The organism is Rhizobium sp. CFBP 13644 (genome assembly GCF_014842165.1).
GTDB classification, from domain to species: Bacteria; Pseudomonadota; Alphaproteobacteria; order Rhizobiales; family Rhizobiaceae; genus Agrobacterium; species Agrobacterium tumefaciens_C.
Genome location: NZ_JACYVF010000001.1, coordinates 984,642 through 1,008,659 on the forward strand (window position 1 = coordinate 984,642; position 24,018 = coordinate 1,008,659).

Below are 24,018 nucleotides of genomic sequence, written 5' to 3' on the forward strand. Positions count from 1 at the left end.
GCCGAACTGGCCCGGCGATACCTGAGCACGTCTTCAAAAAGAAAAAGGTGGGAGGCTGGCACGGCGACCCGTGCCTGGCTCGTTAGGGCTGCTTCCTTCCGGACCTGACCCGGTTGGCGAGTGGCTCGTCCACCACCAACCTCCCGAAGGCACATATCGGCAATAATAAAACCAAATGCAAGCCAAGCTGATAAAAAACTGCTATCACGACCAAAACAAATTGGGAGGACGCCTTGCACACATTCCGGCTTGACGAGAGACTGGCTCGCGACAGCGAACTGATTACCAAGCTGGGCCTGTGCCAATTGCGCATTCAAAACGACAAACGCTGGCCGTGGCTGGTACTGGTTCCCCAGCGAAACGATGTGAGCGAGTTGTTTGAACTTACACCGCTTGATCAGGCCATGTTGTCTTTCGAAACCAATCAGGTCGCGTCCGCCCTGAAAGAACTGACCGGCGCGACCAAAATCAATGTCGGCGCACTTGGCAACATCGTGCGGCAACTCCATGTTCATATCATTGCCCGCACCGAGGGTGATCCATGCTGGCCAGGTCCAATCTGGGGGCAAGGCACGCCTGAGCCCTACTCCGACAATGACAGACACAATTTCATGAAAAAACTCGCCGGCGCACTCTGATGACATCAAGCAGCATTTTCACCACCAACGCTCCCCATCCCGAACCCAGCACGATGACGGCATTTTCCCAGAACGGTCTTGACCGTCTGGCGGAAAAGCGCACGGAAGATTGCGTTATCGATGCCCTGAAGGTGGAAGGCACGCACCTTCTGGCGTTTTCGGGCGCAAATCTGATTCTGAAACATGACGATCAGGTCCTCGACCCATTATTTGCCGCCTATGAGCTGGCCGAGCTTGAGCCTTCATTCGATGACGCCATCCTCCTAGGTCACAAGGATAATGGCGAGCCGCGCATCGCCGTGCCTGTCGGCATAGCGCCGGATGCTCTCGCCAGCCATTACAAGGCGGTGGATGCCCGCACTCTTTACCGTGACCAGCTGATCGGCGATGAGCTTCTGGGCGAGGTGGCGCAGGCCGTTGCGCTGATCAACTGGAACAGGGACAACCATTTCTGCGGGCGCTGTGGCGGCACGATGGAAACGCGCATCGGTGGATACAAGCGCATCTGCGCGGCCTGCGAACACACCATATTCCCGCGCACAGACCCCGTGGTCATCATGCTCACCATCGATATCGAGCGCGAATTGTGCCTTTTGGGCCGAGGCCCGCATTTTGCGCCCGGCATGTATTCCTGCCTTGCCGGCTTTGTAGAGCCGGGCGAAACCATCGAAAATGCCGTGCGCCGTGAAACCCGCGAGGAGGCCAATATCGAGGTCGGCCGCGTGCGCTACCACGCCTCGCAGCCATGGCCGATGCCGCACACGCTGATGATCGGCTGCTATGCCGAGGCGCTGAGCCGCGACATCACCCGTGATGAGGCAGAGCTTGAGGATTGCCGGTGGTTTACCCGCGAAGAGACGGAAGCGCTGTTGAACGCGACGTCTGCCGATGGCCGTCTACCGCCACCGCGCGGTGCCATCGCGCAACGGTTGATGCGCGACTGGATCGATTGGGGCAAGGCCGTCGAGCAACCTGACTGACGTCAGGCGAAGTTGAGCTTGCGGCGCATGGCGTGGCCCTTGTAGACACCGAGAATGCGGACCTTCTCCGAGAAGAACCGCAACTCGTCCAGCGCATGTCGCACGGAGCCGTCTTCGGGATGGCCTTCAATGTCGGCGTAAAACTGCGTCGCCACGAATTTTCCGCCCAGCTGGTAGCTTTCCAGCTTGGTCATGTTGATGCCGTTCGTCGCAAACCCGCCCATGGCCTTGTAGAGCGCTGCCGGAATATTGCGGACATTGAAGACGAATGTGGTGACGATCACCTCATCCGGTGATGTCCGCTTCACCCAGCTCTCATCCCGCGACAGGACGACGAAGCGGGTGACGTTGTTTTCCGAATCCTCAACATTTTCGGCCAGAATCTCCAGCCCATAGAGATCGGACGCGAGCCGGGGTGCAAGGGCCGCCATGCTGCGGTCGCCCAGCTCGGCAACGAGCTTTGCAGCCCCGGCGGTATCGCCCGCCACGACAGGCTTCCAGCCATTGGAACGAATGATCTTGCGGCATTGGCCAAGCGCGTGGATGTGGCTGTGAACTGTCTTGATCTCTTGCTTTTCAACGCCCGGCAACACCATCAGCTGAAAGCGGATCGGCATGAAATACTCGCCGATGATGTGGAGGCGCGATTCGGGCAACAGGTGGTGAATGTCGGCAACGCGCCCGGCAAGCGTGTTTTCGATCGGGATCATGGCGAGATCGGCCTCACCATTTTCCAGCGCGTTGAACGCATCTTCGAAAGTGGGGCATGGCAGCGGGTCCATATCCGGAAATACGTCACGGCAAGCCATGTCGGAATTTGCGCCAAAGTCGCCCTGAAAGGCAATGCGGTTGCTGCTCATGATGATCAATCTATCTGTTGGCGAGGATTTCGCGGGCCTTATCGAGTTGCGCCTGGGTATCGACACCCAGCGGAACCGAGTTGACGATTTCCGCATCTATGCGCATGCCCGCTTCAAGTGCTCTCAACTGTTCGAGACTTTCGCGCAGCTCCAGCGTCGATGGCTTGAGCGACACGAACTTCTCCAGCGCGGCGCGGCGATAGGTGTAAAGCCCGATGTGATGATAAAGCGGCCCTTCACCGTAAGGCGCTGTCGCACGGGTAAAATACAGTGCGCGCAGCCGTGATGGGGAAATCGGGCTTCCGACGATCTTGACGATGCTCGGGTTCGTCTTTTCGTCCTCATCGGTGATTTCAACGGTCAGCGTCGCAATGTCGGTCGATGGGTTTTCCATCGGGCGAAGCGATGCGCGGATGGTTTCCGGCTCGATGGTGGGCAGATCGCCTTGAACATTGATGATAAACTCGGCATTGCCGTCGGGATCGGCCTTTTGAAGGGCCTCAAAGATACGGTCGGAGCCGGATTGGTGATCGTCGCGGGTCATGGTCACGTCAAAACCAGCGTTCTTGACAGCCTCGAACACACGCTCGTCATCCACGGCCACAACGATTCGCTGCGCACCGGCTTCGCGTGCGCGCATGGCAACCTGAACGATCATCGGATGGCCGCCAATATCGGCCAGAGGCTTGCCAGGCAGGCGTGTGGAGGCCATTCGAGCCGGAATCAACACGACTGCCTTTTCAAAATTCCGATTATTCATCCAACACCCTTCAAATCCCGGCGAAAAAGTGGCAATAGGTCACGGTGCGGGGAGCATATTCAAGTTGCACGCGCTGTGCAAAAGCCATAGCTTTCGAGCAATTTCAAGATGTCCGTTTTATGCGAACGGTGTGAGGGAGCGCAAATCAATGAATTCACGTGTTAACATGGCGGTCGGCGCCCTCTTGGGCACGATCTTCGTCCTGATGTCGGTATCGATCGCGTCCGAGGGAATTTTCCACGCGCCGGCACCGGAAAAGGAAGGTTTCGCCATTGTTGCCGAAACAAGCGCTGATAGCGCTGCCGGTGAACCTGCGGCTGCTGCTACTCCTATTGCCAAGTTGCTAGCCAGCGCCGACGCTGCCAAGGGCGAAACCGTCTTCAAGAAATGTGCGAGCTGTCACACCGGGGAGAGCGGCGGCCCCAATAAAGTCGGCCCTAATCTCTACGAGATTGTCAATCGCCCCATCGCCAGCCACGAAGGCTTCAGCTACTCGGCAGCTATGAAGGATTTCTCCAAGGGCGGCACCGTGAAGTGGGATTATGACCACCTCAGCTACTTCATCGAAGCACCCAAGAAGCATGTTGCAGGCACGGCCATGGGCTTTGCAGGTATCAAGAAGGAAACCGAGCGCGCCGATCTCATCGCCTATCTGAGAACGCTCTCTGCTAGCCCGGCGCCGTTGCCGGATCCGAATGCGGCACCTGAAGTCATCAACTGATACAAGAAAAGCCCGGCTCGACCGGGCTTTTTGCTGTCTGGATGCTAGTGTCGCAAGGGGCCTGGTCAGTTCCCCATCAATATATCAAAGAGGGTCGTCTGCTTGGGTGCAGCCTGTCTTTGCTGCCCACCGCCGCCAATATCGGCTGGCGGTACCGGTCCGCCATCATAAGGCTGCTGCCGGGGAAACTGCTGGGATGGCGCATCGACAGGCGGGTATTGCGGGGTCGACGCAGTCTGGTCGCGCCCGACAGGGGCTGCCGGATAGTCTGGCGGCACCGGCGCCTGGCTGCCGCCCAATGCGTTGGAGATCATATCGGTCAGCGTTTGTGGCAGGGCTTCCGGCGCGTTGGCCATGGGCTGGCCAAGTTCGGGTTCACCATAGGTGCCGAGACCAAAGAGCGGAGATGGCGAGAGGCCGGAATTGGCCGCCGTCATGAATTCCTTCCACGCCTTGGCTGGCAAACCGCCACCGGTCACCTTTTTCATCGAGGTGCCGTCGTCGTTGCCGAACCAGACACCAGTGGTGAGCGTGCTCGTATAGCCCACAAACAGAGCGTCGCGGAAGGATTGCGTCGTGCCGGACTTGCCCGCCGCCTGCCAGCCCTTCAACTTCGCGGCCTTGCCCGTGCCTTCGTTGATGACCCCGGTCAGCATGCCGTTCATGGTCGCGGCAATCGCTTCGCTCAGCACCCGCGGCGGATTGTCATATTTGTTCTCATAGAGAACCTTGCCGTCCGGGTCTGTGATTCGCTTGACGATGTGCGGCGTCGCCTTGAAGCCGCCATTCATCATTGGCGCATAGGCCGAAGTCAGCTCCAGAAGAGACACTTCCGATGTGCCGAGCGCAATCGAGGCATTGGCTTGCAGGTCTGATTCAATGCCCATTCGATGCGCCACCTGGGCCACGCGATCCGGGCCGACCTCCATCACCAACTGAGCGGCGATGGTGTTCAGCGAATTAGCGAGCGCCGTTGTTAGGGTGACTTCACCGCGATATTTCTGATCGTAATTTTCCGGTGTCCACTTGCCGATCTTGACCGGTGCGTCGTTGCGCACAGAGTTCGGGGTCAGCCCATTTTCCAGTGCCGCAATATACACGAAGGGCTTGAAGGCCGAACCGGGCTGCCGCTTGGCCTTGGCGGCGCGGTTGAACTGGCTCTGCGAATAATCGGCACCGCCGACAATTGCCCGGATCGCGCCCGTGCCATCGATCGAGGCGAGTGCCGCCTGTGATGCGCCAAGCTTCTTGCCTTCGGTGCTTAACACATTGGACAGCGCCTTTTCGGCTTCCTTCTCCAGATCGAGATCGATGGTGGTATCCACCACCAGATCCTGCTTGACGTCGCCCACCAGCATGCGGACTTCGTCCAGCACCATATCGGCAGCGTAGTGCTCGGCACCGGACCAGAAACGTTTGGCCTTTGTCGGCGGCTGCGACATGGCCGTCTTGATTTCATCTTCGGTGATGAAACCGACATCCTGCATGGATTGCAGTACGACCTGCGCACGCTCCTCGGCTGCCTGCGGGTCGCGCGCGGGCGAAAGGCGCGATGGCGCTTTCAGCAATCCCGCCAGCAATGCGGCTTCGCCCAGATTGACGTCCCGGGCAGACTTGTTGAAATAACGGCGCGACGCCGCTTCCACACCATAGGCATTGGAGCCGAAATAGACGCGGTTCAGATACATCGCCATGATCTGATCCTTGGTATATTTCTGCTCCAGCCAGAAGGCGAGCAGAACTTCCTGGATCTTGCGTTCAATCGTGCGGTCTGGAGACAGGAACAGGTTTTTCGCTAGCTGCTGCGTCAGCGTCGAGCCGCCCTGCACCGTGCGGCCACTCATGATGTTGGTGAGGATGGCGCGGCCAAGCCCCAGCGGGTCGATGCCGAAATGCGAATAGAAGCGCCGGTCTTCAATCGCCATCACGGCTTGCGGCAGGTAAGGCGACATATCCTCAAGCGCCAGCGCCTCACCGCCCGTCGTTCCACGATTGGCAAGAACCGAGCCATCCACCGCCACGATTTTCAGGTTGGGCGGACGCTCGGGAATTGTCCAACTGCTGGCACTGGGCATGCGCGCCGCATAATAGGCAACAATACCCGCGACACCGATGCCACCCCATATGCCGAGCACGATGCACCAATAGGTGAAAGAGCGGATGAAGCCCGTGATGCCGCCGCCACGCGATGCACGTGCGCTACCTCTTTCCCGGCGCGGTTTTGCCCGCTCACGCTTTTGCGGTTTTTCAGGCCCAGAACCGGACGCCTTTTTACCACCGCCCTTGGCACCATTGATCCGGTCGCCTTCGTTCAAGCGGAGGTCATCACCGGACTCGTGAAAATCTCCGAAAGAAGGTTCTACACGCTGGCCTGATTTACCGAGTCCTGCCATATGCGGGAAATTGCTCCGTGAACGAGAGGCGCGCCATGCGCGGTTGCGGGTGTTGGTTCTATCGAGATGAAGCTTAAATGCGGCGATTTAAGGTGGGGTTAAGCCAGGCTAAAGCCGGAACGCCGCCATCACTGACAGACATCAACCCATTGTGCACCCGTCAGCGCCGCCATGCGCTCAGGCGTGATCACGACAGCCGAATTGGTTGCTCCCGCCGCAGGCACGACCTTGGCATGGTTCTTCAATGACACATCGCAATAGATCGGCAGTGCCGTTGGCAGTCCGAAAGGGCAGACGCCGCCAATCGGATGGCTGGTCACTTCAACCACCTCTTCACCGGCCAGCATGCGGGGCTTGGTGCCGAAATGGTCCCGGAATTTCCGGTTGTCGAGCCTTCTCGTGCCAGCGGTGACGAGGAGAAGAATGGTGTCGCCGGCTCGCAGGCAAATCGTCTTGGCAATCTGATCCGGCTCCACCTTGTGTGCCAACGCGGCCAATTCCACCGTGGCGGAGCTCTCATCCGTCTCGATGACATCGATATCAGGCGCGTATGCCGCGAAATAGTCTCGAACGGATGCAATCGTCATGCGCAATCTTTAGGCGTTACCGCCCGTAAAATCAAGTATTCTAAAGAAAGCTATGCAAACTGCGCAATGCTGCGCTGCAATGTAAGGTCTGTTCTCCGTCAAAAATTATTGTATCTTCAAACCATCGAAGCGACGCACTCCTCCTCCCAGCGTCGCTAGATTGGACTGACAGCACTCCTCCTCCCAGTTGTCAGTCAGTATCAAGAACCCGGCGCACCTCCTCCCGCGCCGGGTTTTTGCTTTCTGGCATTCTTCAAGTCCTGTCGCTCGATGCGACCCCCACAGGCTTCGCTTAAAAGGCGGTAAAGCCTGCTTTTTCTCGTTCTCATGCGCGTCAAACAAACTTGACTTATCCGCTTTGTCATTTTAGGTGTTTCGCCATCGATATTTGTTTGACGACCAGAGCTTCGGTGTCTTTATAGGCGCATACGACGATCTTTCCTTCAAAATCGAGAACACCCGCACTGACGTTCAGTGCACAAGTAATTTGCCAACGGAAGGAACATCGTTATGGCGACTGGTACAGTAAAGTGGTTCAACGCAACCAAGGGCTACGGCTTCATTCAGCCTGATGATGGCGCACAGGACGTGTTCGTACACATTTCTGCTGTTGAGCGCGCTGGCCTGAACGGCCTCAAGGATGGTCAGAAGATCACCTACGAACTGGTTCAGGATCGCCGCTCTGGCAAGATGTCTGCTGACAGCATCGTTGCTTCCTAATTGGAGCTTTCATCGGTCTTGAGACCGATGATGCAGACTTTAAAGGCCGGGTCTTCCCGGCCTTTTTCTATTTCGGCCTGACCACATCCTCGCCCTGCGCGGTCATCCGTAGAGGAAATTTTCAGTGGCGGCCTTGTAATCCGTGTGATGCCTTCCGATATACAGCTTCATGAGTGTTTCAGGATATTCTGAATATCTGGTCACAGATCGAATGTTTGCAGTTCACGCGTTAACCAAAACTTAACCGAAGCAGCGCAAACATGTATAGGAAGACGCGAGAGACAACCAAGTGTTGTCGCCGCGCTGAAACACCAAGCCGTTTCTTGCACTTTGACCACGGATGTACTGGCACTGAAGCAAAAAACGGAATGAAAGGTCGGGCTTGCCCGGCCTTTTTGTTTTCAAGAGACTTCATCTCTATAAAGGCGCCACCCTTGTTTCGGGGCGGCGCCTTTTTTGTTACTTCAGGCTCAGAGCCGACAAGATCCGCACCCAGGAGCGGATGCCCTTGTGGAAGGATTGCAGATCGTATTTTTCGTTTGGCGAATGGATGCGGTCATCGGTCAGGCCGAAGCCGATCATCAGCGAATCCATGCCCAGCATGGTCTGGAAGTCGCCAACAATCGGAATGGACCCACCCATGCCGATAACGACGGCGGGCTTTGCCCATTCATCCGAAAGCGCGTTCTTGGCCTTCGTCAGTGCTGGCGAATCATAGGAAAGCTGGATCGCGGGCGAGCCGCCATGCTCGTGAAAATCCACCGAGCAGTCGGCCGGAATTTGCGAGCGGACATAGGCGCGGAAGCTTTCGCGGATGGCTGCCGGGTCTTGGCTGCCAACAAGGCGGAAAGAAACCTTGGCGGAAGCCTTGGCCGCGATCACCGTCTTGAAGCCCTCTCCGGTGTAACCGCCGGTAATGCCGTTCACCTCGGCCGTCGGGCGCGCCCAGGTCAGCTCGAGAACCGACCGGCCCTTTTCGCCTGCAGGAACGGACAGGCCGACGCCGCCCAAAAAACCTTCCGCCGTCAGGCCGAGATTGTCCCAGGATGCCTTGATGTTGGACGGAGTTTCTTCGACCCCATCATAGAATCCTGCGAGCGTGACCTTGCCGGTCTCGTCATGCAATCCGGCGAGGATTTTCGTCAGGATATGGATGGGGTTGGCGGCCGCACCACCGAACAGACCGGAGTGCAGATCACGATCGGCGGCGGTGACGACGATTTCCTCGCCGACCAGACCGCGCAGAGCCGCGGCAATGGCAGGCGTTTCCGTGTTCCACATGCTGGTGTCGCACACCAGCGCATATTCCGCCTTCAGCTCGTCTGCATTGGCATCCAGGAATGGCTTCAGCGATGGCGAGCCGGATTCTTCTTCACCCTCGAACAGGATGGTGATGCGCAGCGGCAGCGAGCCGTGCACCTGCTTGTAAGCCCGGCATGCTTCCACGAAGGTCATCAACTGACCCTTGTCGTCGGATGTGCCACGGCCCGTCATGACCTTGCGGCCACCGCCAATGTCTTTCAGAGCGGGTTCGAACGGGTCATTTTCCCATAGCTCGATCGGGTCCACTGGCTGGACGTCATAATGGCCGTAAAACAGCACATGCGGCGCATCTGGCAGCGCGCCATCGTGATGGGCAACGACCATGGGGTGGCCAGCGGTGTCTCTGATCGAGGCATCGAAACCGATCGTCGTCAAATCGCGCACCAGCCATTCGGCGGCCTTGCGGCATTCAGCCTTGTAGCTCGGGTCTGTCGAAATCGACTTCAGACGAACGAGTTCGAAAAGTCTGTCGAGGCTGGCTGTGAGATTGTCGTCAACCGCCGAGAGAACGGGGGATATGTCTGTCATTACGCGATCCTGTCATGCGAAGATTGCCGCAGGATAGAGCAAAGCGGCTCATGGATCGAGCCGGAAAATCATTTCATGCCATCGCGTTTTTTCATGCTTTCGCGTCTGGCGCTTTCCCAGCCTTGATGGCCCGGCCCATATATTCCAGAAGAAGGTGACGCTCGAACCTCAGAAAGCCTGCAAGGACCGCATCATCTGTTGCCATGGAGGCAGAAATGGCGGTTTCTTCCAGCGCCCGGCCCTTGGCCGTCAGCTCTATGATCTGGGCGCGCCGGTCACGCGGGTGGGGCTTTCGCTCGATCAGCCCGTCGCGTTCCATGCGCGCCAGCGTGTTGGCAAGTGTTGCCTGCTCCACATCGACACGGTCCAGCAATTGCCGCTGCGTCAGTCCGTCTTCGCTCCACAGCTCCAGCAACACGGGAAATTGCCCACGGGAGAAGCCAAGCGTCCGGGCGCGTGCATTCAGCGCCGACGAAAAGGTCTTTGCCAATTGAGCCGAAAGATAGGTGGCCGAATCGTTTCGTGAAAAACGCATATCTTCGTTTCCGGGGTCGCAGACGGCAGTCATCCGCAATGTCCATTTCCCCATGGTAAATGCGCAGGCTTTCGCGAAACATGTGCGCAGACCCCGCCTGAACGGTGGCACAAAAAAACGCCATGGCCGGGAGGGGACAGCCATGGCGTTTATGTTGAAGGACAAAGGCCCGGAGAGGGGGGATAGGCCTTTGTCCGGTCTGACGCGGCGGGGGACGAGCCTGCAATCAGACTACGGCGTGATCAGTCGCCGTCGTTAAAGAAATGAGGCTCCAAATGAGGCTTTTCAAGGGAAGCCAGGATTACAAATTTGTAACGTTCTGGTGAAGATGGCGGGCGGTATAAGGGTGCTCGGAAACAGTGGGTTGCCGGTCTAAAAGGTTAACTTTGTCTGGACGGCACCCATGGCCCACGCTATCCATGCTTCCCATGAAAAAAGGCGATCACCTCTTCCTCGTAGACGGCTCCGGTTTCATTTTCCGGGCGTTCCATGCCATCCCCGCGCTCAACCGCAAATCGGATGGCTTGCCGGTCAATGCCGTCTCAGGTTTCTGCAACATGTTATGGAAGCTGTTGAAGGATGCCCGCAACACAGATGTGGGGGTCACGCCCACCCATTTCGCTGTCATTTTCGACTATTCCTCGAAGACGTTCCGCAACGAGCTTTACGATCTCTATAAGGCCAACCGCTCGGCACCGCCGGAAGATCTGGTGCCGCAATTCGGCCTGATCCGCCAGGCGACCCGCGCCTTCAACCTGCCCTGCATCGAGACCGAAGGTTTTGAGGCAGACGATATCATCGCAACTTACGCCCGTCAGGCAGAAGCCATCGGAGCTGACGTTACGATCATTTCGTCGGACAAGGACCTGATGCAGCTCGTCAGCGCCAATGTCCATATGTATGACGCGATGAAGGACAAGCAGATCGGCGTTCCCGATGTCATCGAGAAGTGGGGCGTGGCGCCCGAAAAGATGATCGACCTGCAAGCCATGACCGGTGACTCCACCGATAACATCCCCGGCATTCCCGGCATTGGCCCGAAGACGGCGGCGCAATTGCTGGAGGAATACGGCGATCTCGATACGCTTCTGGCCCGCGCAGGCGAAATCAAGCAGCAGAAACGCCGCGAAAACATCATCGCCAATGCCGAACTGGCCAGATTGTCACGCCAGCTCGTGGCTCTGCGCACCGATGTGCCGCTGGAAATGGCGCTGGATGCCCTGACGCTGGAGCCGCAGGATGGCCCCAAGCTCATCGCTTTCCTGAAGGCCATGGAATTCACCACGCTGACACGGCGCGTTGCGGAAGCAACGGGGGCGGACGCAGCCGTCATCGACGCCGCCCATGTGGCTGTCGAGCGCGGAGCGCTTGCTCGCGGCCCTGATCTGGATGCCGCAGGCGCGGCCTCGACTGACCAGCCGATTTCGCTGGATGAAAGTGCCGTCGGCATACCCGGCATCGCATCGAAAATGGAAGGTACTTCGCCTGCGGGTCTTGCTTCCTCACGCGAAGCGATCTTCTCCGCATCCAAGATCGACACGACCTCCTACCAGACCATTCGCACGGTTGAGGAGCTGGACCGCTGGATTGCCATGGCGCGGGAAACCGGCGTCGTGGCGTTTGACACGGAAACCACATCGCTTGATCCCATGCAGGCGCAACTGGTCGGCTTTTCGCTGGCCATTGCCGATAATGGCAAGGATGCCAGCGGTGCCAATATCATTGCCGCCTATGTGCCTATGAGCCACAAGACCGGCTCCGGGGGCGATCTTTTCAGCGATGGCATCAAGCTTGCCCCGGACCAGATCCCGTTCAACGATGCGCTTGAGCGGTTAAAGCTGCTGCTGGAGGACCCTTCGATCCTCAAGGTCGCGCAGAACCTGAAATACGACTATCTGCTGGTGAAGCGCCTTGGCATCACCATGCAGAGCTTTGATGATACGATGCTCATGTCCTACGTGCTGGAAGCGGGCAAGGGCCTGCACGGCATGGACGCGCTGTCTGAACGGTGGCTGGGGCACACGCCGATTGCCTACAAGGATGTGGCGGGCTCCGGCAAATCCGGCGTGACATTCGACTTTGTGGATATCGACAAGGCCACCGCCTATGCCGCCGAAGATGCTGACGTGACGCTGCGGCTGTGGATGGTGCTGAAGCCCCGCCTCGTCGCTGACAGGCTGACAACGGTCTATGAGCGGCTGGAGCGCCCGCTGCTTCCGGTTCTGGCCGCCATGGAAGAACGTGGCATTACCGTTGACCGGCAGATCCTGTCGCGTCTCTCGGGCGAGCTTGCGCAGAAGGCAGCGGCCTATGAGGACGAGATTTACGAGCTTGCTGGCGAGAAATTCAATGTCGGCTCTCCCAAGCAGCTGGGCGATATTCTGTTCGGCAAGATGGGCCTGCCCGGCGGTTCCAAGACCAAAACCGGGCAATGGTCCACCTCTGCGCAGGTGCTGGAAGATCTGGCTGCCGAAGGTGCTGAATTTCCCCGCAAGATCGTGGACTGGCGCCAGCTGACCAAGCTGAAATCCACCTATACGGATGCCCTGCCCGGCTATGTGCATGCCGAAACGAAGCGCGTGCACACCTCCTATTCGCTGGCATCCACCACCACGGGCCGCCTGTCGTCGTCGGAACCGAATTTGCAGAATATTCCGGTGCGCACCGCCGAAGGCCGCAAGATCCGCACGGCCTTCATCTCCACGCCCGATCACAAGCTCCTGTCTGCCGATTACAGCCAGATCGAGCTGCGGGTTCTGGCCCATGTCGCCGATATCCCGCAATTGCGAAACGCCTTTGCAGAGGGCATCGACATTCATGCCATGACGGCGTCGGAAATGTTCGGCGTGCCCGTGGAAGGCATGCCGTCTGATGTGCGCAGACGCGCCAAGGCGATCAACTTCGGCATCATCTACGGCATTTCGGCCTTCGGCCTTGCCAATCAGCTGGGCATTGGCCGCAGCGAAGCTGGCGATTACATCAAGAAATATTTCGAGCGCTTCCCCGGCATCCGCGATTATATGGACAGCACCAAGACCTATGCTCGCGACATGGGCTATGTCGAAACCATCTTCGGTCGCCGCATTCATTACCCCGAGATCCGGTCATCCAACCCGTCGGTGCGCTCCTTCAACGAGCGTGCGGCCATCAACGCGCCTATTCAGGGCTCGGCTGCCGATATCATCAGGCGGGCCATGATCCGCATCGAACCGGCGCTGGAAAAGGCCAACCTCTCGGCACGCATGCTTTTGCAGGTGCATGACGAATTGATCTTCGAGGTCGAGGACGGCGAAATCGACAAGACGCTGCCCCTCGTCGTGTCCATCATGGAAAATGCGGCAATGCCCGCCATCGACATGCGCGTGCCTCTGAAGGTGGATGCCCGCGCCGCCACCAACTGGGACGAGGCGCACTGATCCAGAGGGTGTCATCGGCGTGTCGCGTGCCGGGCGTAGGTGAAGCTGCCTTACCCCCAGGGAGCTTCAAGCATCATGCACGCACCGTTCGTTTCACCCGCGCTGACCATCTTCTCCACCGCCCATAACGATCTGCCACCACGCCATCTCGGCACCCGGTTCGATATGAGCGGCACGTTCCTGCATGAGCCCGGCAATACGGTCGTGTGCCATCTGGTGGAAGGGTCGCGAACGCAGCATGCCATCGTCAAGGCCCGTCAGCGCATTCTGGACATGCCGCAGGCCTCAAGCCATCTGGCCTTTACCCCTGTTTCCAGCCTCCATATGACGGTGTTTCAGGGCATTATCGAGTATCGCCGCGACTGGCCCTTCTGGCCAAGGGAAATGCCTGCCACGGCATCCATCACCCAGATGACGGAGTATTATCTCGAAAAGCTCGAGGGCTTTGCAAGGCTTCCGGCCTTCGCCATGCAGGTCAAGGCCGTCACGCCGAACGGGCTGACGCTTTGCGGAGCAACCGCCGAAGATGACAGGATCATCGCCGCGTGGCGCAATGCCTTTGCCGAGGTCTTCGGCTACCGGCATCCCGATCACGACACTTACGAATTTCATATCACCTTCGCCTATGTCATCCGCTGGTTCGATCCGGCCAGCCTGCCCATGTGGCAAAGAACACTGGATGAATGCCTTGAGGAGCTGCGCTCCGAAGTGCCCGTTCTTGAGATGCGGCCACCGGCATTTTGTGAATTCGACGATATGAAGCATTTTGAGGAATTGATGGTTTTTGAACCGGGGTGATGCTATGGAGTGAAATCCGTCGCAGGGATCCATCGTCTCGAATCAGGCATTTTTGAAAAATTATGCGCCGGGGCTGGTCAAAGCTCCGGGAGGCATGTATAAGCGCGCCAAATTTCCGAATAAAGAAACATGACATCAGGCCCTTGTTCTGGCTGGTTCGCGTGTTTCGCCGCTGAATTGGAGTTACACAAATGGCAGTACCTAAGAGAAAAACAAGCCCGTCCAAGCGCGGCATGCGTCGTTCGGCCGATGGCCTGAAGTCTGCAACCTACGTTGAAGACAAGAACTCCGGCGAACTTCGCCGCCCACACCACATCGACCTGAAGACAGGCATGTACCGTGGCCGTCAGGTTCTGACACCAAAGGAAAGCGCATAATTTCTGCGCATTCTACAGTTTTCGAGAAAGCCGGCCTTTGGGTCGGCTTTTTTGTTTTAGGCATGCGCCTGCCTCGCGCCACCAAAAATATGCGCGGTCCGATGTTTCCATTTGCGCCTGAATGGCTCTAGACTTCTCCATGGGAGAAGCGGGCATCGATCAGCGCGCATGTGGAGGAATAAGACCGGTGAAATATCGCTGGATCGGCATTGTGCTTGTATGCCTCAGCCTAGGCGGCATTGCCTTGACCCGCGGAAGCGATCTGGTCGCGGAGAGCTATTTCGATGAAGTGGCGGCACAGGGCGGCACGACGTTGCGACTGGCAGTCTCGGCTCTTGGCGGGCATCTGAGCCGTTATGAGCCCCTGCCCGCCTTGATGGCGGATCATGATGATATAGAGGAGCTTGTCGCCCATCCGCAGGATCAGGCCTTGCGGCTTCGCGCCAATATCTACCTGAAATCCATCAACGACCTGCTGAAATCCTCCGACATCTACATCATGACGCTGGATGGCGAGACGATTGCCGCCAGCAATTATGATGGTCCGGCGAGCTTCGTCGGCCAGAATTTCAGCTATCGCCCCTATTTTCAGGATGCGGCGAAAGGCCAGCAATCCAAATTCTTCGCGCTGGGCACCACCTCGCACAAGCGCGGCTATTATTTCGCCTCCCCCATTCTCTTCAAGGGAGAAATCAAGGGTGTCATTGTCTTCAAGGTGGACATCGAAGGCATCGAGGCATCCTTCGGCAATGGCGAGAACCGGATTTTCGTCAACGATCCCGAAGGCATCATCTTCATGACGGGCACGCCGGAATGGCTCTACGCTGCCATCCAGCCGCTAACGCCGGACCGGATCGCGCGCACGGAAGGCTCGCGCCGCTATGCCGATGCCAACCTCACGCAGCTTGACCTGACTCGCAGCACCTTCGGCACCCACGACCTAATGACCATCCGCGAAGGGCAATCCGACCGCGAATATATCTTCCTTTCCCAGCCGATGCCCGACGCTGGCTGGACGGTGAATGTGCTGATGGACACCAGCTCCGTGCGCACGCAGGTGCAGACGACCATGATCGCCATCATGCTGTGCCTCTGCCTCGCAGGCGCTGTCATCGCCGCCATGCTGCAACGGCGCAAGCGGCTTCAGGACCGGCTGGTCCATCAAGCAGAAGCGCAGGCTGAACTGGAGCGGCGGGTGGAAGAGCGCACCGCAGATCTCGCCCGCGTCAATGTCGACATCAAGCATGAGATTGCCGAGCGGCGGCAGACCGAAAAGCGGCTGCGCAAAACCCAGAAGGATCTGATCCAGGCTGGCAAGCTTGCCGCACTGGGCCAGATGTCCGCTGCCCTTTCCCATGAGTTCAACCAGCCTCTCGCCGCTACCAAAACCTATGCGGAAAGCGCCTCGCTGCTGATCGAGCGCGGCAGGGTCAGCGAAGCCTCGGATAATCTGAAGCGCATCTCGGTGCTGATTGATCGCATGGCCGCCATCGGCAAGCATCTGCGCAATTTCGCGCGCAAGCCCAACGAAAAGCTCGGCCCCGTGCCGCTTGATGCCGTGATCAGCGACACGCTGGAGATCGTTAATGCGCGACTAAAGGCAGCGGATGCGGATTTGAGCGTTGATTTAGGACCGGTGCCTCTTCAGGTGAAAGCCGGTCCCGTGCGGCTTCAGCAGGTGCTGGTCAACATCATTTCCAACGCCGCCGATGCTGTGGAAGGGCTTGAGGACCGCCGCATCGATCTCACCGCCCGTCAGGAGGGTGCCAAGGTCATCCTCTCCGTTTCCGATCACGGCCCCGGCGTGCCAGCCGCGATCATGGAGCGCATTTTCGATCCATTCTTTTCCACCAAGGGCGTGGGCAAGGGGTTGGGTCTGGGGCTTTCCATCTCCTACAATATCGTCAAGGATTTCGGCGGGCGTCTGAGTGTCACCAATCTGCCTGAAGGTGGTGCGCGGTTCGATATCGAGCTGGATGCCGAAGTGCCGATGGAGATTGCTGCCGAATGACCACGTCCCGCGTTTTGCTGATCGATGATGAAGAGGATCTGCGCCTTTCGACCGCGCAGGCGCTGGAGCTTGCCGGTCTGGATGTCGTCACCGTTGATAATGCCGACCATGTGTTCGAGCTGATCGGCTACAGTTTCGATGGCATCATCGTCAGCGATATCCGCATGCCGGGCATGGATGGCATGACGCTGTTGCAGAAGGTGCGGGAGCTGGATGCGGAAATCCCCGTCATTCTCGTGACCGGCCATGGCGACGTGCAGCTTGCGGTCAGCGCCATGCGCAACGGTGCCTATGACTTCATCGAAAAGCCGTTTAGCGTTCAATATCTGGCTGGCATCATCAAACGGGCGATCGACCGCCGCTCGCTGGTTCTGGAAAACCGCCGCCTTCGTGCTGTCGCGGGAAAACGCGATGATCTGGAAACCCGCCTGCCCGGTCGCACCCAGGTCATGGTCGATCTGCGCTATCGTATCCGGGCCATTGGTGCTGCTGATGCCGATACGCTCATCATCGGTGATACGGGTGCGGGCAAGGAAGTCGTTGCGCGTGCGCTTCACGATGTCAGCGCCCGCGCAGACAAGCCCTTCGTTGCCATCAATTGCGCAGCGCTGCCGCAGCATCTCATCGAAAGCGAATTGTTCGGTCATGAAGCTGGCGCTTTTCCCGGCGCGCTTCGCCCCCGCTATGGCAAGTTTGAACATGCCCGTGGCGGCACGGTTCTTCTCGATGAAATCGGCTCCATGCCGTTTGACATGCAGGGCAAGTTGCTGCGCGTGTTGCAGGAGCGTACGATCACCCGCCTTGGCTCCAACGAGACCGTGGAGCTCGATGTCCGCTTCATCGCCACCAGCAAGGCGGATTTGGCTGAGGAGGCGCTGGCGGGTCGCTTTCGGCAGGATCTACTTTATCGGCTCAATGTCGCAACCGTGCATGTGCCATCTCTTGCGCAACGCCGCGCCGATATTCCGCTCCTCTTCCTCCAACTGGTGCGCGAGGCCGCCGCGCGCTATGGCCGCGATGATCTCGATGTCCCCTCCGATATCGTCTCGGGCCTCTCCATGCGCGACTGGCCCGGCAATGTGCGGGAGCTTCGAAATGCGGCAGACCGGCTTGTGCTGGGTCTGGATGGCAACATCTCGGACGGGCCGCAGACGGTGTTGGAAAACCCGGCGAGCCTGTCGGCCAAGGTCGCCGAGTTCGAAAAATCCATTCTGGCGCGGGCCATCACAGCGCATCGCGGCAATCTGAAAGCCGTCTATGAAACGCTCGGAATATCGCGCAAGACGCTCTATGAGAAAATGCAGAAATATGCGCTGACCAAACATGGTGCCCTTGGCGAAGACCTGAAAACCCTGTCTTGACGGCAGCGGCTCAGACCATGGGCGGATATCCACCCATGCACCATGTCTAATGTTTCGATTTCCACCCATTAGGGCTGAAATAAGACGCGTTTTGTGACGGTTGTTCTGTGCCGCCATTGCGTGTGTGCAAGCACCCATTTCAAAGTATGTCACCCCGACCGACCGCAATAGGAGTGCGCCGGTCGATGAGGCCATATTTCATCGGGAGGAAAAGATGAAAATTCTCAAGACCGTCACAGGTGCCGTGGCTCTTGCTGCCGTATCGCTGTTTGCCTTGTCCGCAGCTGCCCAGACCTACCCGCAGCGCAACATCACCATGGTCGTTCCCTTCGCCGCAGGTGGCCCGACGGATACGGTTGCCCGCCTTGTGGCTGAATCCATGTCCAAGGATTTGGGACAACAGATCATCGTGGAAAATGTTGGCGGTGCCGGTGGCACGCTGGGTGCAGGCCGCGTTGCAGCCGCTGATCCGGATGGCTACACCGTTCTGCTCCACCATATCGGCATGGCCACCAGCGCCACGCTTTACCGCAAGCTGGCCTATAACACGCTCGAAGCCTTCGACTATGTCGGCCTCGTCACCGAAGTGCCGATGACCATCCTGTCGCGCAAGACGCTTGAGACCACAGACCTCAAGGGCCTCATCGAATACGCCAAGGCCAACAAGGACAAGGTCACCGTTGCCAATGCGGGCATCGGCGCAGCGTCGCATCTCTGCGGCATGCTGTTCATGAGCGCCATTCAGACCCCGCTCGTAACCGTGCCTTACAAGGGCACCGGCCCTGCCATGACCGATCTTCTTGGCGGTCAGGTCGATATCATGTGCGACCAGACCACAAACACCACCAAACAGATCCAGGGCGGCACGGTCAAAGCTTACGCCGTCACCACGCCGAAGCGTCTGGACGTGCTGCCAAATGTGCCGACCTCGGCTGAAGCCGGTCTGCCGAACTTTGAAGTGGGTGTCTGGCATGGCGTCTACACGCCAAAGGGCACACCTGCCGATGTCAATGAGCGCCTGTCCAAGTCGCTTCAGGTCGCGCTGAAAGACCCGAATGTGGCAGCACGCTTCGCTGAACTCGGTACCACGCCATCTTCGGCGGCAGATGGCACGCCTGCGGCGCTGAAGGCAAAGCTTGAAAGCGAAATCACGCGCTGGAAGACGGTCATCGAGGCCGCTGGCCAGTACGCCGACTAAGCCTGCTCTCAAGCACCCAACCGGTGGCCGAAAAAGCCACCGGTTTTCACTCGTCAGCGGGGGGACCAAAACATGAAATCACTTTCTTTCGATGCAACAGAGGCGGTGTGTGGCGCCTTCTTCATAGTGCTCGGCATTTTCTTTGCCTGGCAATCCTATGGGCTTGAGCTGGGAACAGCCTTTCGCATGGGCCCGGGATATTTCCCGCTGGTGCTGTCGCTCATTCTCGTTGGGCTCGGCACACTCATTCTCGTTCGGGCGGGCAAGGTGCAGGGCGAGCCCCTAGGCCCCATCGCGTGGCGCGGCATCTTCCTCATTCTGCCTGCGCCGATCATCTTCGGCATGACCGTGCGCGGCCTCGGCTTCGTGCCTGCCCTTTTCATCAGCGCGCTGATCGCATCCTTTGCATCGCATAAGATGAACCCCTTGATGGCGCTCATCCTGTCGGTCGGCATCACCGTCTTTTCCGTCGCAGTCTTCGACTACGGTCTTGGTCTGCCCTTCCAGCGCTTCGGCCCCTGGCTCAATTTCTGAGGTGCATGATGGAACTGTTCAATAATCTCGCGCTTGGTTTTTCCACCGCTACTTCTCTCGACAACCTGTTCTTCTGCTTTATCGGCGTCATTCTGGGAACATTGATCGGCGTTTTGCCGGGCATCGGTGCCACGGCAACCATTGCCATGCTGCTGCCTATCACCTTCCAGCTGGAGCCGGTCTCGTCGCTCATCATGCTCGCCGGTATCTATTACGGCGCGCAATATGGCGGCTCGACCACAGCGATCCTCATCAACATGCCGGGCGAATCCTCGTCTGCCGTGACCGCCATCGATGGCTACCAGATGGCGCGCAAGGGCAAGGCAGGCGTCGCTCTGTCCGTCGCAGCCCTTGGCTCGTTCTTTGCTGGCACGGTGTCGACTTTTCTCGTTGCGATCTTCGCTCCACCGCTCACCGCCATCGCGCTCAATTTCGGTGCTGCCGAATATTTCTCGCTGATGGTCGTGGGTCTCGTTTCCTCCATTGCGCTAGCCCATGGCTCCATCATCAAGGCTCTGGCCATGGTGGTTCTCGGCCTGCTGCTGGGCCTTGTCGGCACGGATATCTATAGCGGCACGCCGCGCTTCACGCTGGGCATCCGCGAATATGCCGATGGCCTGAACTTCGTGGCGGTCGCCGTTGGCGTGTTCGGTATTGCCGAAATTCTGCGAAACCTCGAAAGTGAAAAGACTCGCTCGGTTTTGATGGCAAAGGTCAGCGGCCTTCTGCCCAGCAAAGAAGAGTTCAAGCAGATGGTCGGCCCCGTTCTGCGCGGCACTGCCATTGGTTCGGCGCTTGGCATCCTGCCGGGTGGTGGTGCCATTCTTGCGGCTTTTGCCTCCTATACGGTGGAAAAACGTGTCTCCAAGCATCCGGAAGAGTTTGGCCATGGCGCGATTGCCGGTGTGGCTGGGCCAGAATCTGCCAATAATGCGGGGGCGCAGACATCCTTCATTCCGCTGCTCACGCTCGGCATTCCTGCCAACCCCGTCATGGCGCTGATGATTGGTGCCATGATCATTCAGGGCATCGTGCCCGGTCCCAATGTCGCCACCGAACAGCCTGCGCTGTTCTGGGGCATCATCGCCTCAATGTGGATCGGCAATCTGATGCTGGTCATTCTCAACCTGCCGCTCATCGGGCTGTGGGTGAAGCTGCTGACCATCCCATACTATGTATTGTTCCCGATCATCATGGCCTTCTGCGCCATCGGGGTCTACAGCGTCAATTCCAACGTCTACGACCTCTATGCCGTCGCCTTCTTCGGGTTGATCGGCTATGCGCTGGTGAAGCTCCGCTGCGAACCCGCACCGCTTCTGCTCGGCTTCGTGCTGGGACCGCTTCTGGAAGAAAACCTGCGGCGGGCGATGATCCTGTCGCGTGGCGATGCGACGACCTTCGTCACCCGCCCCATCAGCGCAACGCTGCTGCTGATTGCCGTGGCCGTCCTCGTCGTCGTCTTCCTGCCAAGCGTCAAGAAGAAGCGCGAGGAGGTCTTCCAGGAAGAAGACTGATCGCTCACCCGCCGTCTGAAACACGCAAAGGCCGGGCATCGCGTCCGGCCTTTGTCTTGTCTGGGCGGCGTAAAGCTGGCAAAGCAGGACATGAATAAAGAGGTGCCCATGGCAGACGACAGCGAAAACCGTATCATTGCGCTCGAAGAAACCGTGGCGCATCAGGCGAAAACCATCGAAGAGCTTTCCGATCAGCTGACCGAGCAGTGGAAAGTCGTGGAGCAGACCCGCGCCAAGCTGGACCGCCTGACCGACCGGTTCCTGAACCTTGAGGAGCAATCGCTTGAAGCTCCCGCCATCACCAAGCCCCCGCATTACTAAGGAAAACGCCGTGCCTCTTGATCGCTCCGAGACGCTTGTTTCCGATATCATGACATTCTGGAAAGAGGCCGGACCGGAGAAATGGTTCGACAAGGACGCGCAGTTCGACGCAACCTTCCATGACCGTTTTCGCGATGCCCATTTTGCTGCCGCCAGACGCGATCTGGAACAATGGCTTGAAGGTCCTGAGAGCAGCCTTGCCCTTCTGTTGCTGCTGGATCAGTTTCCGCGCAACTGCTTTCGCGGCACCGCGCATATGTATGCCACCGATCCGCTCGCGCGGCTCTATACGCAAGAGGCCCTTCAGCGCGGCCACGACATGACCATCGATCCCGAGCTTCGGATTTTCTTCTATCTGCCCCTCATGCATTCAGAAGAGCTGGCAGACCAGCAACTGTGCTGCAAGCTGTGTGAGCCTCTTGGCGACCACTACATGCCCTTTGCCATCGAACACCGCGACATCATCGAACGCTTCGGCCGCTTCCCCCATCGGAATGATATTCTTTTGCGAGAGAGCACTCAGGAAGAGAGCGCCTTTCTGGACGAAGGCGGGTTTTCCGGCTGAGAAAACTTGACTGAAATCAAACCGCCTGCGCTTTGATCCGGCTATGTCTCAACTCTCGTCTGGAGCATGACATGTCGACAATTCTGGAATTTACCGGTGCCATTCTGCTGCTGTTGCTGACGCCCGGCCCCACCAACACACTGATGGCGCTTGCGGGCTATTCGCGGGGCATCGCCCGCGCCCTACCCCTGATCGTTGCCGAATGCGTCGGCTATCTCACCGTCATCATACCCGTCGCCGTTCTCGCCGCGCCTTTTCTGGCCGCCCACCCGGCCCTTCTGCTTGCCGCCAAGATCTGCGCCAGCCTCTGGGTGCTCTATTTGAGCTATCGCCTGTGGTTCAAGGGCGTGGCAGAGCAGGATGCAGCCAAGGTGACGGCAAGGGATATTCTGGTGACGACCATGCTCAACCCCAAAGCGCTGATCATCGCCATCGTCATCATGCCGCACGGCCCTATTGCCGAGTTGCTTCCATGGCTTGGCCTGTTTGCAGGACTGGTGGTCTTTGCTGCATCGGGCTGGATCAGCCTTGGCCATTTCCTCGCTAAGGGCAAGGCTGTTCGACTGCACCCTGAAGCCATCCAGCGCATTGCCGCCACCTGCCTTTTTGCCTTTGCCGCTCTTCTTGCCGCCGCATCCCTTCGCGCCATGGCATAAAAAAACCGCGCATCCTTTCGAATGCGCGGCTTTTCCAAATACGATCATCTCCAGCCATCAGCCGTCGAAGAATTCCTTCATCCGGGCAAAGAAGCCTGCGGATTCAGGGTTGTTTTCCTTGGACGATAGCGTCTCAAATTCCTGTAGCAATTCGCGCTGACGTTTCGTCAGCTTCTGCGGCGTCTCAATCTGGATCTGGATGTAGAGATCACCCTGCTGCGCTGAACGCAGCACAGGCATGCCCTTACCCTTGAGACGGAACTGCTTTCCGGCCTGTGTGCCTTCCGGCACCGTCACGCGAGACTTGGTATTGTCCAGCGTCGTCACATCGAACGTGCCGCCCAATGCTGCCGTCGTCATGGAGATCGGAACCGCGCAATAGAGATCCGCACCATCGCGCTGGAAGAACTCATGCGGCCGCACCGAAAGGAAGATGTAGAGGTCGCCCGATGGGCCACCACGCATACCGGCCTCGCCCTCGCCCTGCAGGCGAATGCGCGTGCCGTCTTCGATGCCCGAGGGAATATTGACCGACAGAGACCGTTCTTCCGTCACACGGCCCTGACCGTTGCACTTGGTGCAGGGGTCGGTGATCGTCTGGCCGCGACCGTGGCAGGTCGGGCAGGTGCGCTCGACCGAGAAGAAACCCTGCGCTGCACGCACACGGCCTGAACCCTGGCAGGTGCCGCAGGTTTTCGGCTGCGTTCCGGGCTTTGCGCCGGAGCCGGTGCAAACGTCACAGGTGATGGATGTCGGCACACGGATCTGCGCTGTCTTGCCCGCAAAGGCTTCTTCCAGCGATATTTCCATGTTGTAGCGAAGATCGGCACCGCGTTCACGGCCACCGCTGGAACGACGCGCACGCCCGCCGCCCATCATCTCGCCGAAAATGTCTTCGAAGATGTCGGAGAACCCGCCGCTGGCACCACCGCCAAAGCCGCCGCCAGCATTCCCCATGCCGCCCTGCTCGAAGGCCGCGTGACCGAAGCGGTCATAGGCCGCGCGCTTCTGCGGGTCTTTCAGTGTCTCATAGGCTTCGTTGAGTTCTTTGAATTTTCTCTCGGATTCAGCGTCGCCAGGATTCTTGTCGGGATGATACTTCATCGCGAGTTTGCGGAAGGCGCTTTTCAGCTCTTTTTCGTCAGCTGTTCTGCCAACGCCGAGTGTTTCGTAAAAGTCTGGTTTCGCCATTAATTAACAAGCCCCGGGAAATGGATTTCCG

The 24,018-nt window shown here is 58.4% G+C and carries 22 protein-coding genes and 1 other RNA gene; 15 read left to right on the top strand and 8 right to left on the bottom strand.

Annotation, left to right across the window (positions count from 1 at the left end; translation table 11 throughout):
* Window positions 1-47 precede the first annotated feature (47 nt).
* An RNA gene (gene ffs, locus IFT53_RS04720) (signal recognition particle sRNA small type) lies at window positions 48-144 on the bottom strand.
* A gap of 89 nt (window positions 145-233) precedes the next feature.
* Between ffs and IFT53_RS04725 the strand changes: the two genes are divergently transcribed.
* Both IFT53_RS04725 and nudC read left to right on the top strand, forming a co-directional pair.
* A complete protein-coding gene (locus IFT53_RS04725; RefSeq protein ID WP_042616183.1) occupies window positions 234-638 on the top strand; it encodes an HIT domain-containing protein in 405 nt (134 codons plus the stop codon).
* Complete coding sequence (gene nudC, locus IFT53_RS04730; protein WP_192063152.1) at window positions 638-1,618, top strand: NAD(+) diphosphatase; 981 nt, start codon at window positions 638-640, stop codon at window positions 1,616-1,618. The genes IFT53_RS04725 and nudC overlap by 1 nt, the downstream gene beginning before the upstream one ends.
* A 2-nt stretch (window positions 1,619-1,620) precedes the next feature.
* Here nudC and IFT53_RS04735 read toward each other — a convergent pair whose 3' ends face one another.
* Together IFT53_RS04735 and IFT53_RS04740 are read right to left on the bottom strand one after the other, a co-directional pair.
* Window positions 1,621-2,478, bottom strand: a complete 858-nt coding sequence (locus IFT53_RS04735) for a prephenate dehydratase (protein ID WP_197980119.1) — start codon at window positions 2,476-2,478, stop codon at window positions 1,621-1,623.
* A gap of 10 nt (window positions 2,479-2,488) precedes the next feature.
* Window positions 2,489-3,238: a 3-deoxy-manno-octulosonate cytidylyltransferase gene (locus IFT53_RS04740; protein ID WP_192063151.1), complete on the bottom strand. Its 750-nt coding sequence runs from the start codon at window positions 3,236-3,238 to the stop codon at window positions 2,489-2,491.
* Window positions 3,239-3,386: 148 nt separating this feature from the next.
* Between IFT53_RS04740 and IFT53_RS04745 the strand changes: the two genes are divergently transcribed.
* On the top strand, window positions 3,387-3,959 hold the full coding sequence (locus IFT53_RS04745) for a c-type cytochrome (RefSeq protein ID WP_192063150.1): 573 nt from the start codon (window positions 3,387-3,389) through the stop codon (window positions 3,957-3,959).
* 65 nt (window positions 3,960-4,024) lie between these two features.
* Here IFT53_RS04745 and IFT53_RS04750 read toward each other — a convergent pair whose 3' ends face one another.
* Entirely contained in the window at window positions 4,025-6,352 is a 2,328-nt protein-coding gene (locus IFT53_RS04750) for a transglycosylase domain-containing protein (protein WP_192063149.1), read from the bottom strand.
* Between the two features lie 128 nt (window positions 6,353-6,480).
* Entirely contained in the window at window positions 6,481-6,939 is a 459-nt protein-coding gene (locus tag IFT53_RS04755; protein WP_192063148.1) for a YbaK/EbsC family protein, read from the bottom strand.
* A gap of 510 nt (window positions 6,940-7,449) precedes the next feature.
* On the opposite strand from IFT53_RS04755, the gene IFT53_RS04760 reads away from it, so the two are divergent.
* On the top strand, window positions 7,450-7,659 hold the full coding sequence (locus IFT53_RS04760; RefSeq protein WP_042616177.1) for a cold-shock protein: 210 nt from the start codon (window positions 7,450-7,452) through the stop codon (window positions 7,657-7,659).
* 459 nt (window positions 7,660-8,118) lie between these two features.
* Here IFT53_RS04760 and IFT53_RS04765 read toward each other — a convergent pair whose 3' ends face one another.
* Window positions 8,119-9,510, bottom strand: coding sequence for a M20/M25/M40 family metallo-hydrolase (locus IFT53_RS04765; protein ID WP_192063147.1), 1,392 nt, complete (start codon window positions 9,508-9,510; stop codon window positions 8,119-8,121).
* A 91-nt stretch (window positions 9,511-9,601) separates the two neighbouring features.
* Window positions 9,602-10,045 (bottom strand): MarR family winged helix-turn-helix transcriptional regulator, encoded by a 444-nt coding sequence (locus IFT53_RS04770; RefSeq protein ID WP_192063146.1) that lies wholly within the window; start codon window positions 10,043-10,045, stop codon window positions 9,602-9,604.
* Between the two features lie 428 nt (window positions 10,046-10,473).
* Here IFT53_RS04770 and polA point away from each other — a divergent pair, with 428 nt between their 5' ends.
* The 11 genes from polA to IFT53_RS04825 all read left to right on the top strand — a co-directional run bounded on the left by polA (window position 10,474) and on the right by IFT53_RS04825 (window position 22,796).
* Window positions 10,474-13,461, top strand: a complete 2,988-nt coding sequence (gene polA, locus IFT53_RS04775) for a DNA polymerase I (RefSeq protein WP_192063145.1) — start codon at window positions 10,474-10,476, stop codon at window positions 13,459-13,461.
* Window positions 13,462-13,536: 75 nt separating this feature from the next.
* Window positions 13,537-14,259: a DUF1868 domain-containing protein gene (locus IFT53_RS04780; RefSeq protein WP_192063144.1), complete on the top strand. Its 723-nt coding sequence runs from the start codon at window positions 13,537-13,539 to the stop codon at window positions 14,257-14,259.
* A 191-nt stretch (window positions 14,260-14,450) separates the two neighbouring features.
* Window positions 14,451-14,636 carry a 50S ribosomal protein L32 gene (gene rpmF / locus IFT53_RS04785; RefSeq protein ID WP_003507205.1) on the top strand — a complete coding sequence of 62 codons (186 nt, stop codon included), beginning with the start codon at window positions 14,451-14,453 and terminating at the stop codon, window positions 14,634-14,636.
* Window positions 14,637-14,823: 187 nt separating this feature from the next.
* On the top strand, window positions 14,824-16,647 hold the full coding sequence (locus IFT53_RS04790; protein ID WP_342365777.1) for a sensor histidine kinase: 1,824 nt from the start codon (window positions 14,824-14,826) through the stop codon (window positions 16,645-16,647).
* Window positions 16,644-18,008 (top strand): sigma-54-dependent transcriptional regulator, encoded by a 1,365-nt coding sequence (locus tag IFT53_RS04795; protein WP_192063143.1) that lies wholly within the window; start codon window positions 16,644-16,646, stop codon window positions 18,006-18,008. Before IFT53_RS04790 ends, IFT53_RS04795 begins: the two co-directional genes overlap by 4 nt.
* Before the next feature lie 214 nt (window positions 18,009-18,222).
* Window positions 18,223-19,206 carry a tripartite tricarboxylate transporter substrate-binding protein gene (locus IFT53_RS04800; RefSeq protein WP_192063142.1) on the top strand — a complete coding sequence of 328 codons (984 nt, stop codon included), beginning with the start codon at window positions 18,223-18,225 and terminating at the stop codon, window positions 19,204-19,206.
* A gap of 72 nt (window positions 19,207-19,278) precedes the next feature.
* The gene (locus tag IFT53_RS04805; RefSeq protein ID WP_192063141.1) at window positions 19,279-19,740 is read left to right on the top strand and encodes a tripartite tricarboxylate transporter TctB family protein; all 462 of its coding nucleotides are present in this window, start codon (window positions 19,279-19,281) and stop codon (window positions 19,738-19,740) included.
* Window positions 19,741-19,748: 8 nt separating this feature from the next.
* Window positions 19,749-21,254 (top strand): tripartite tricarboxylate transporter permease, encoded by a 1,506-nt coding sequence (locus tag IFT53_RS04810; RefSeq protein WP_192063140.1) that lies wholly within the window; start codon window positions 19,749-19,751, stop codon window positions 21,252-21,254.
* A gap of 108 nt (window positions 21,255-21,362) precedes the next feature.
* Window positions 21,363-21,575: a SlyX family protein gene (locus IFT53_RS04815; RefSeq protein WP_042616170.1), complete on the top strand. Its 213-nt coding sequence runs from the start codon at window positions 21,363-21,365 to the stop codon at window positions 21,573-21,575.
* A 49-nt stretch (window positions 21,576-21,624) separates the two neighbouring features.
* A complete protein-coding gene (locus IFT53_RS04820) occupies window positions 21,625-22,140 on the top strand; it encodes a DUF924 family protein (RefSeq protein ID WP_192063813.1) in 516 nt (171 codons plus the stop codon).
* Between the two features lie 71 nt (window positions 22,141-22,211).
* Window positions 22,212-22,796: a LysE family translocator gene (locus IFT53_RS04825; protein ID WP_192063139.1), complete on the top strand. Its 585-nt coding sequence runs from the start codon at window positions 22,212-22,214 to the stop codon at window positions 22,794-22,796.
* A gap of 57 nt (window positions 22,797-22,853) precedes the next feature.
* Here IFT53_RS04825 and dnaJ read toward each other — a convergent pair whose 3' ends face one another.
* On the bottom strand, window positions 22,854-23,987 hold the full coding sequence (dnaJ, locus tag IFT53_RS04830; protein WP_042616168.1) for a molecular chaperone DnaJ: 1,134 nt from the start codon (window positions 23,985-23,987) through the stop codon (window positions 22,854-22,856).
* Window positions 23,988-24,018: the final 31 nt, after the last annotated feature.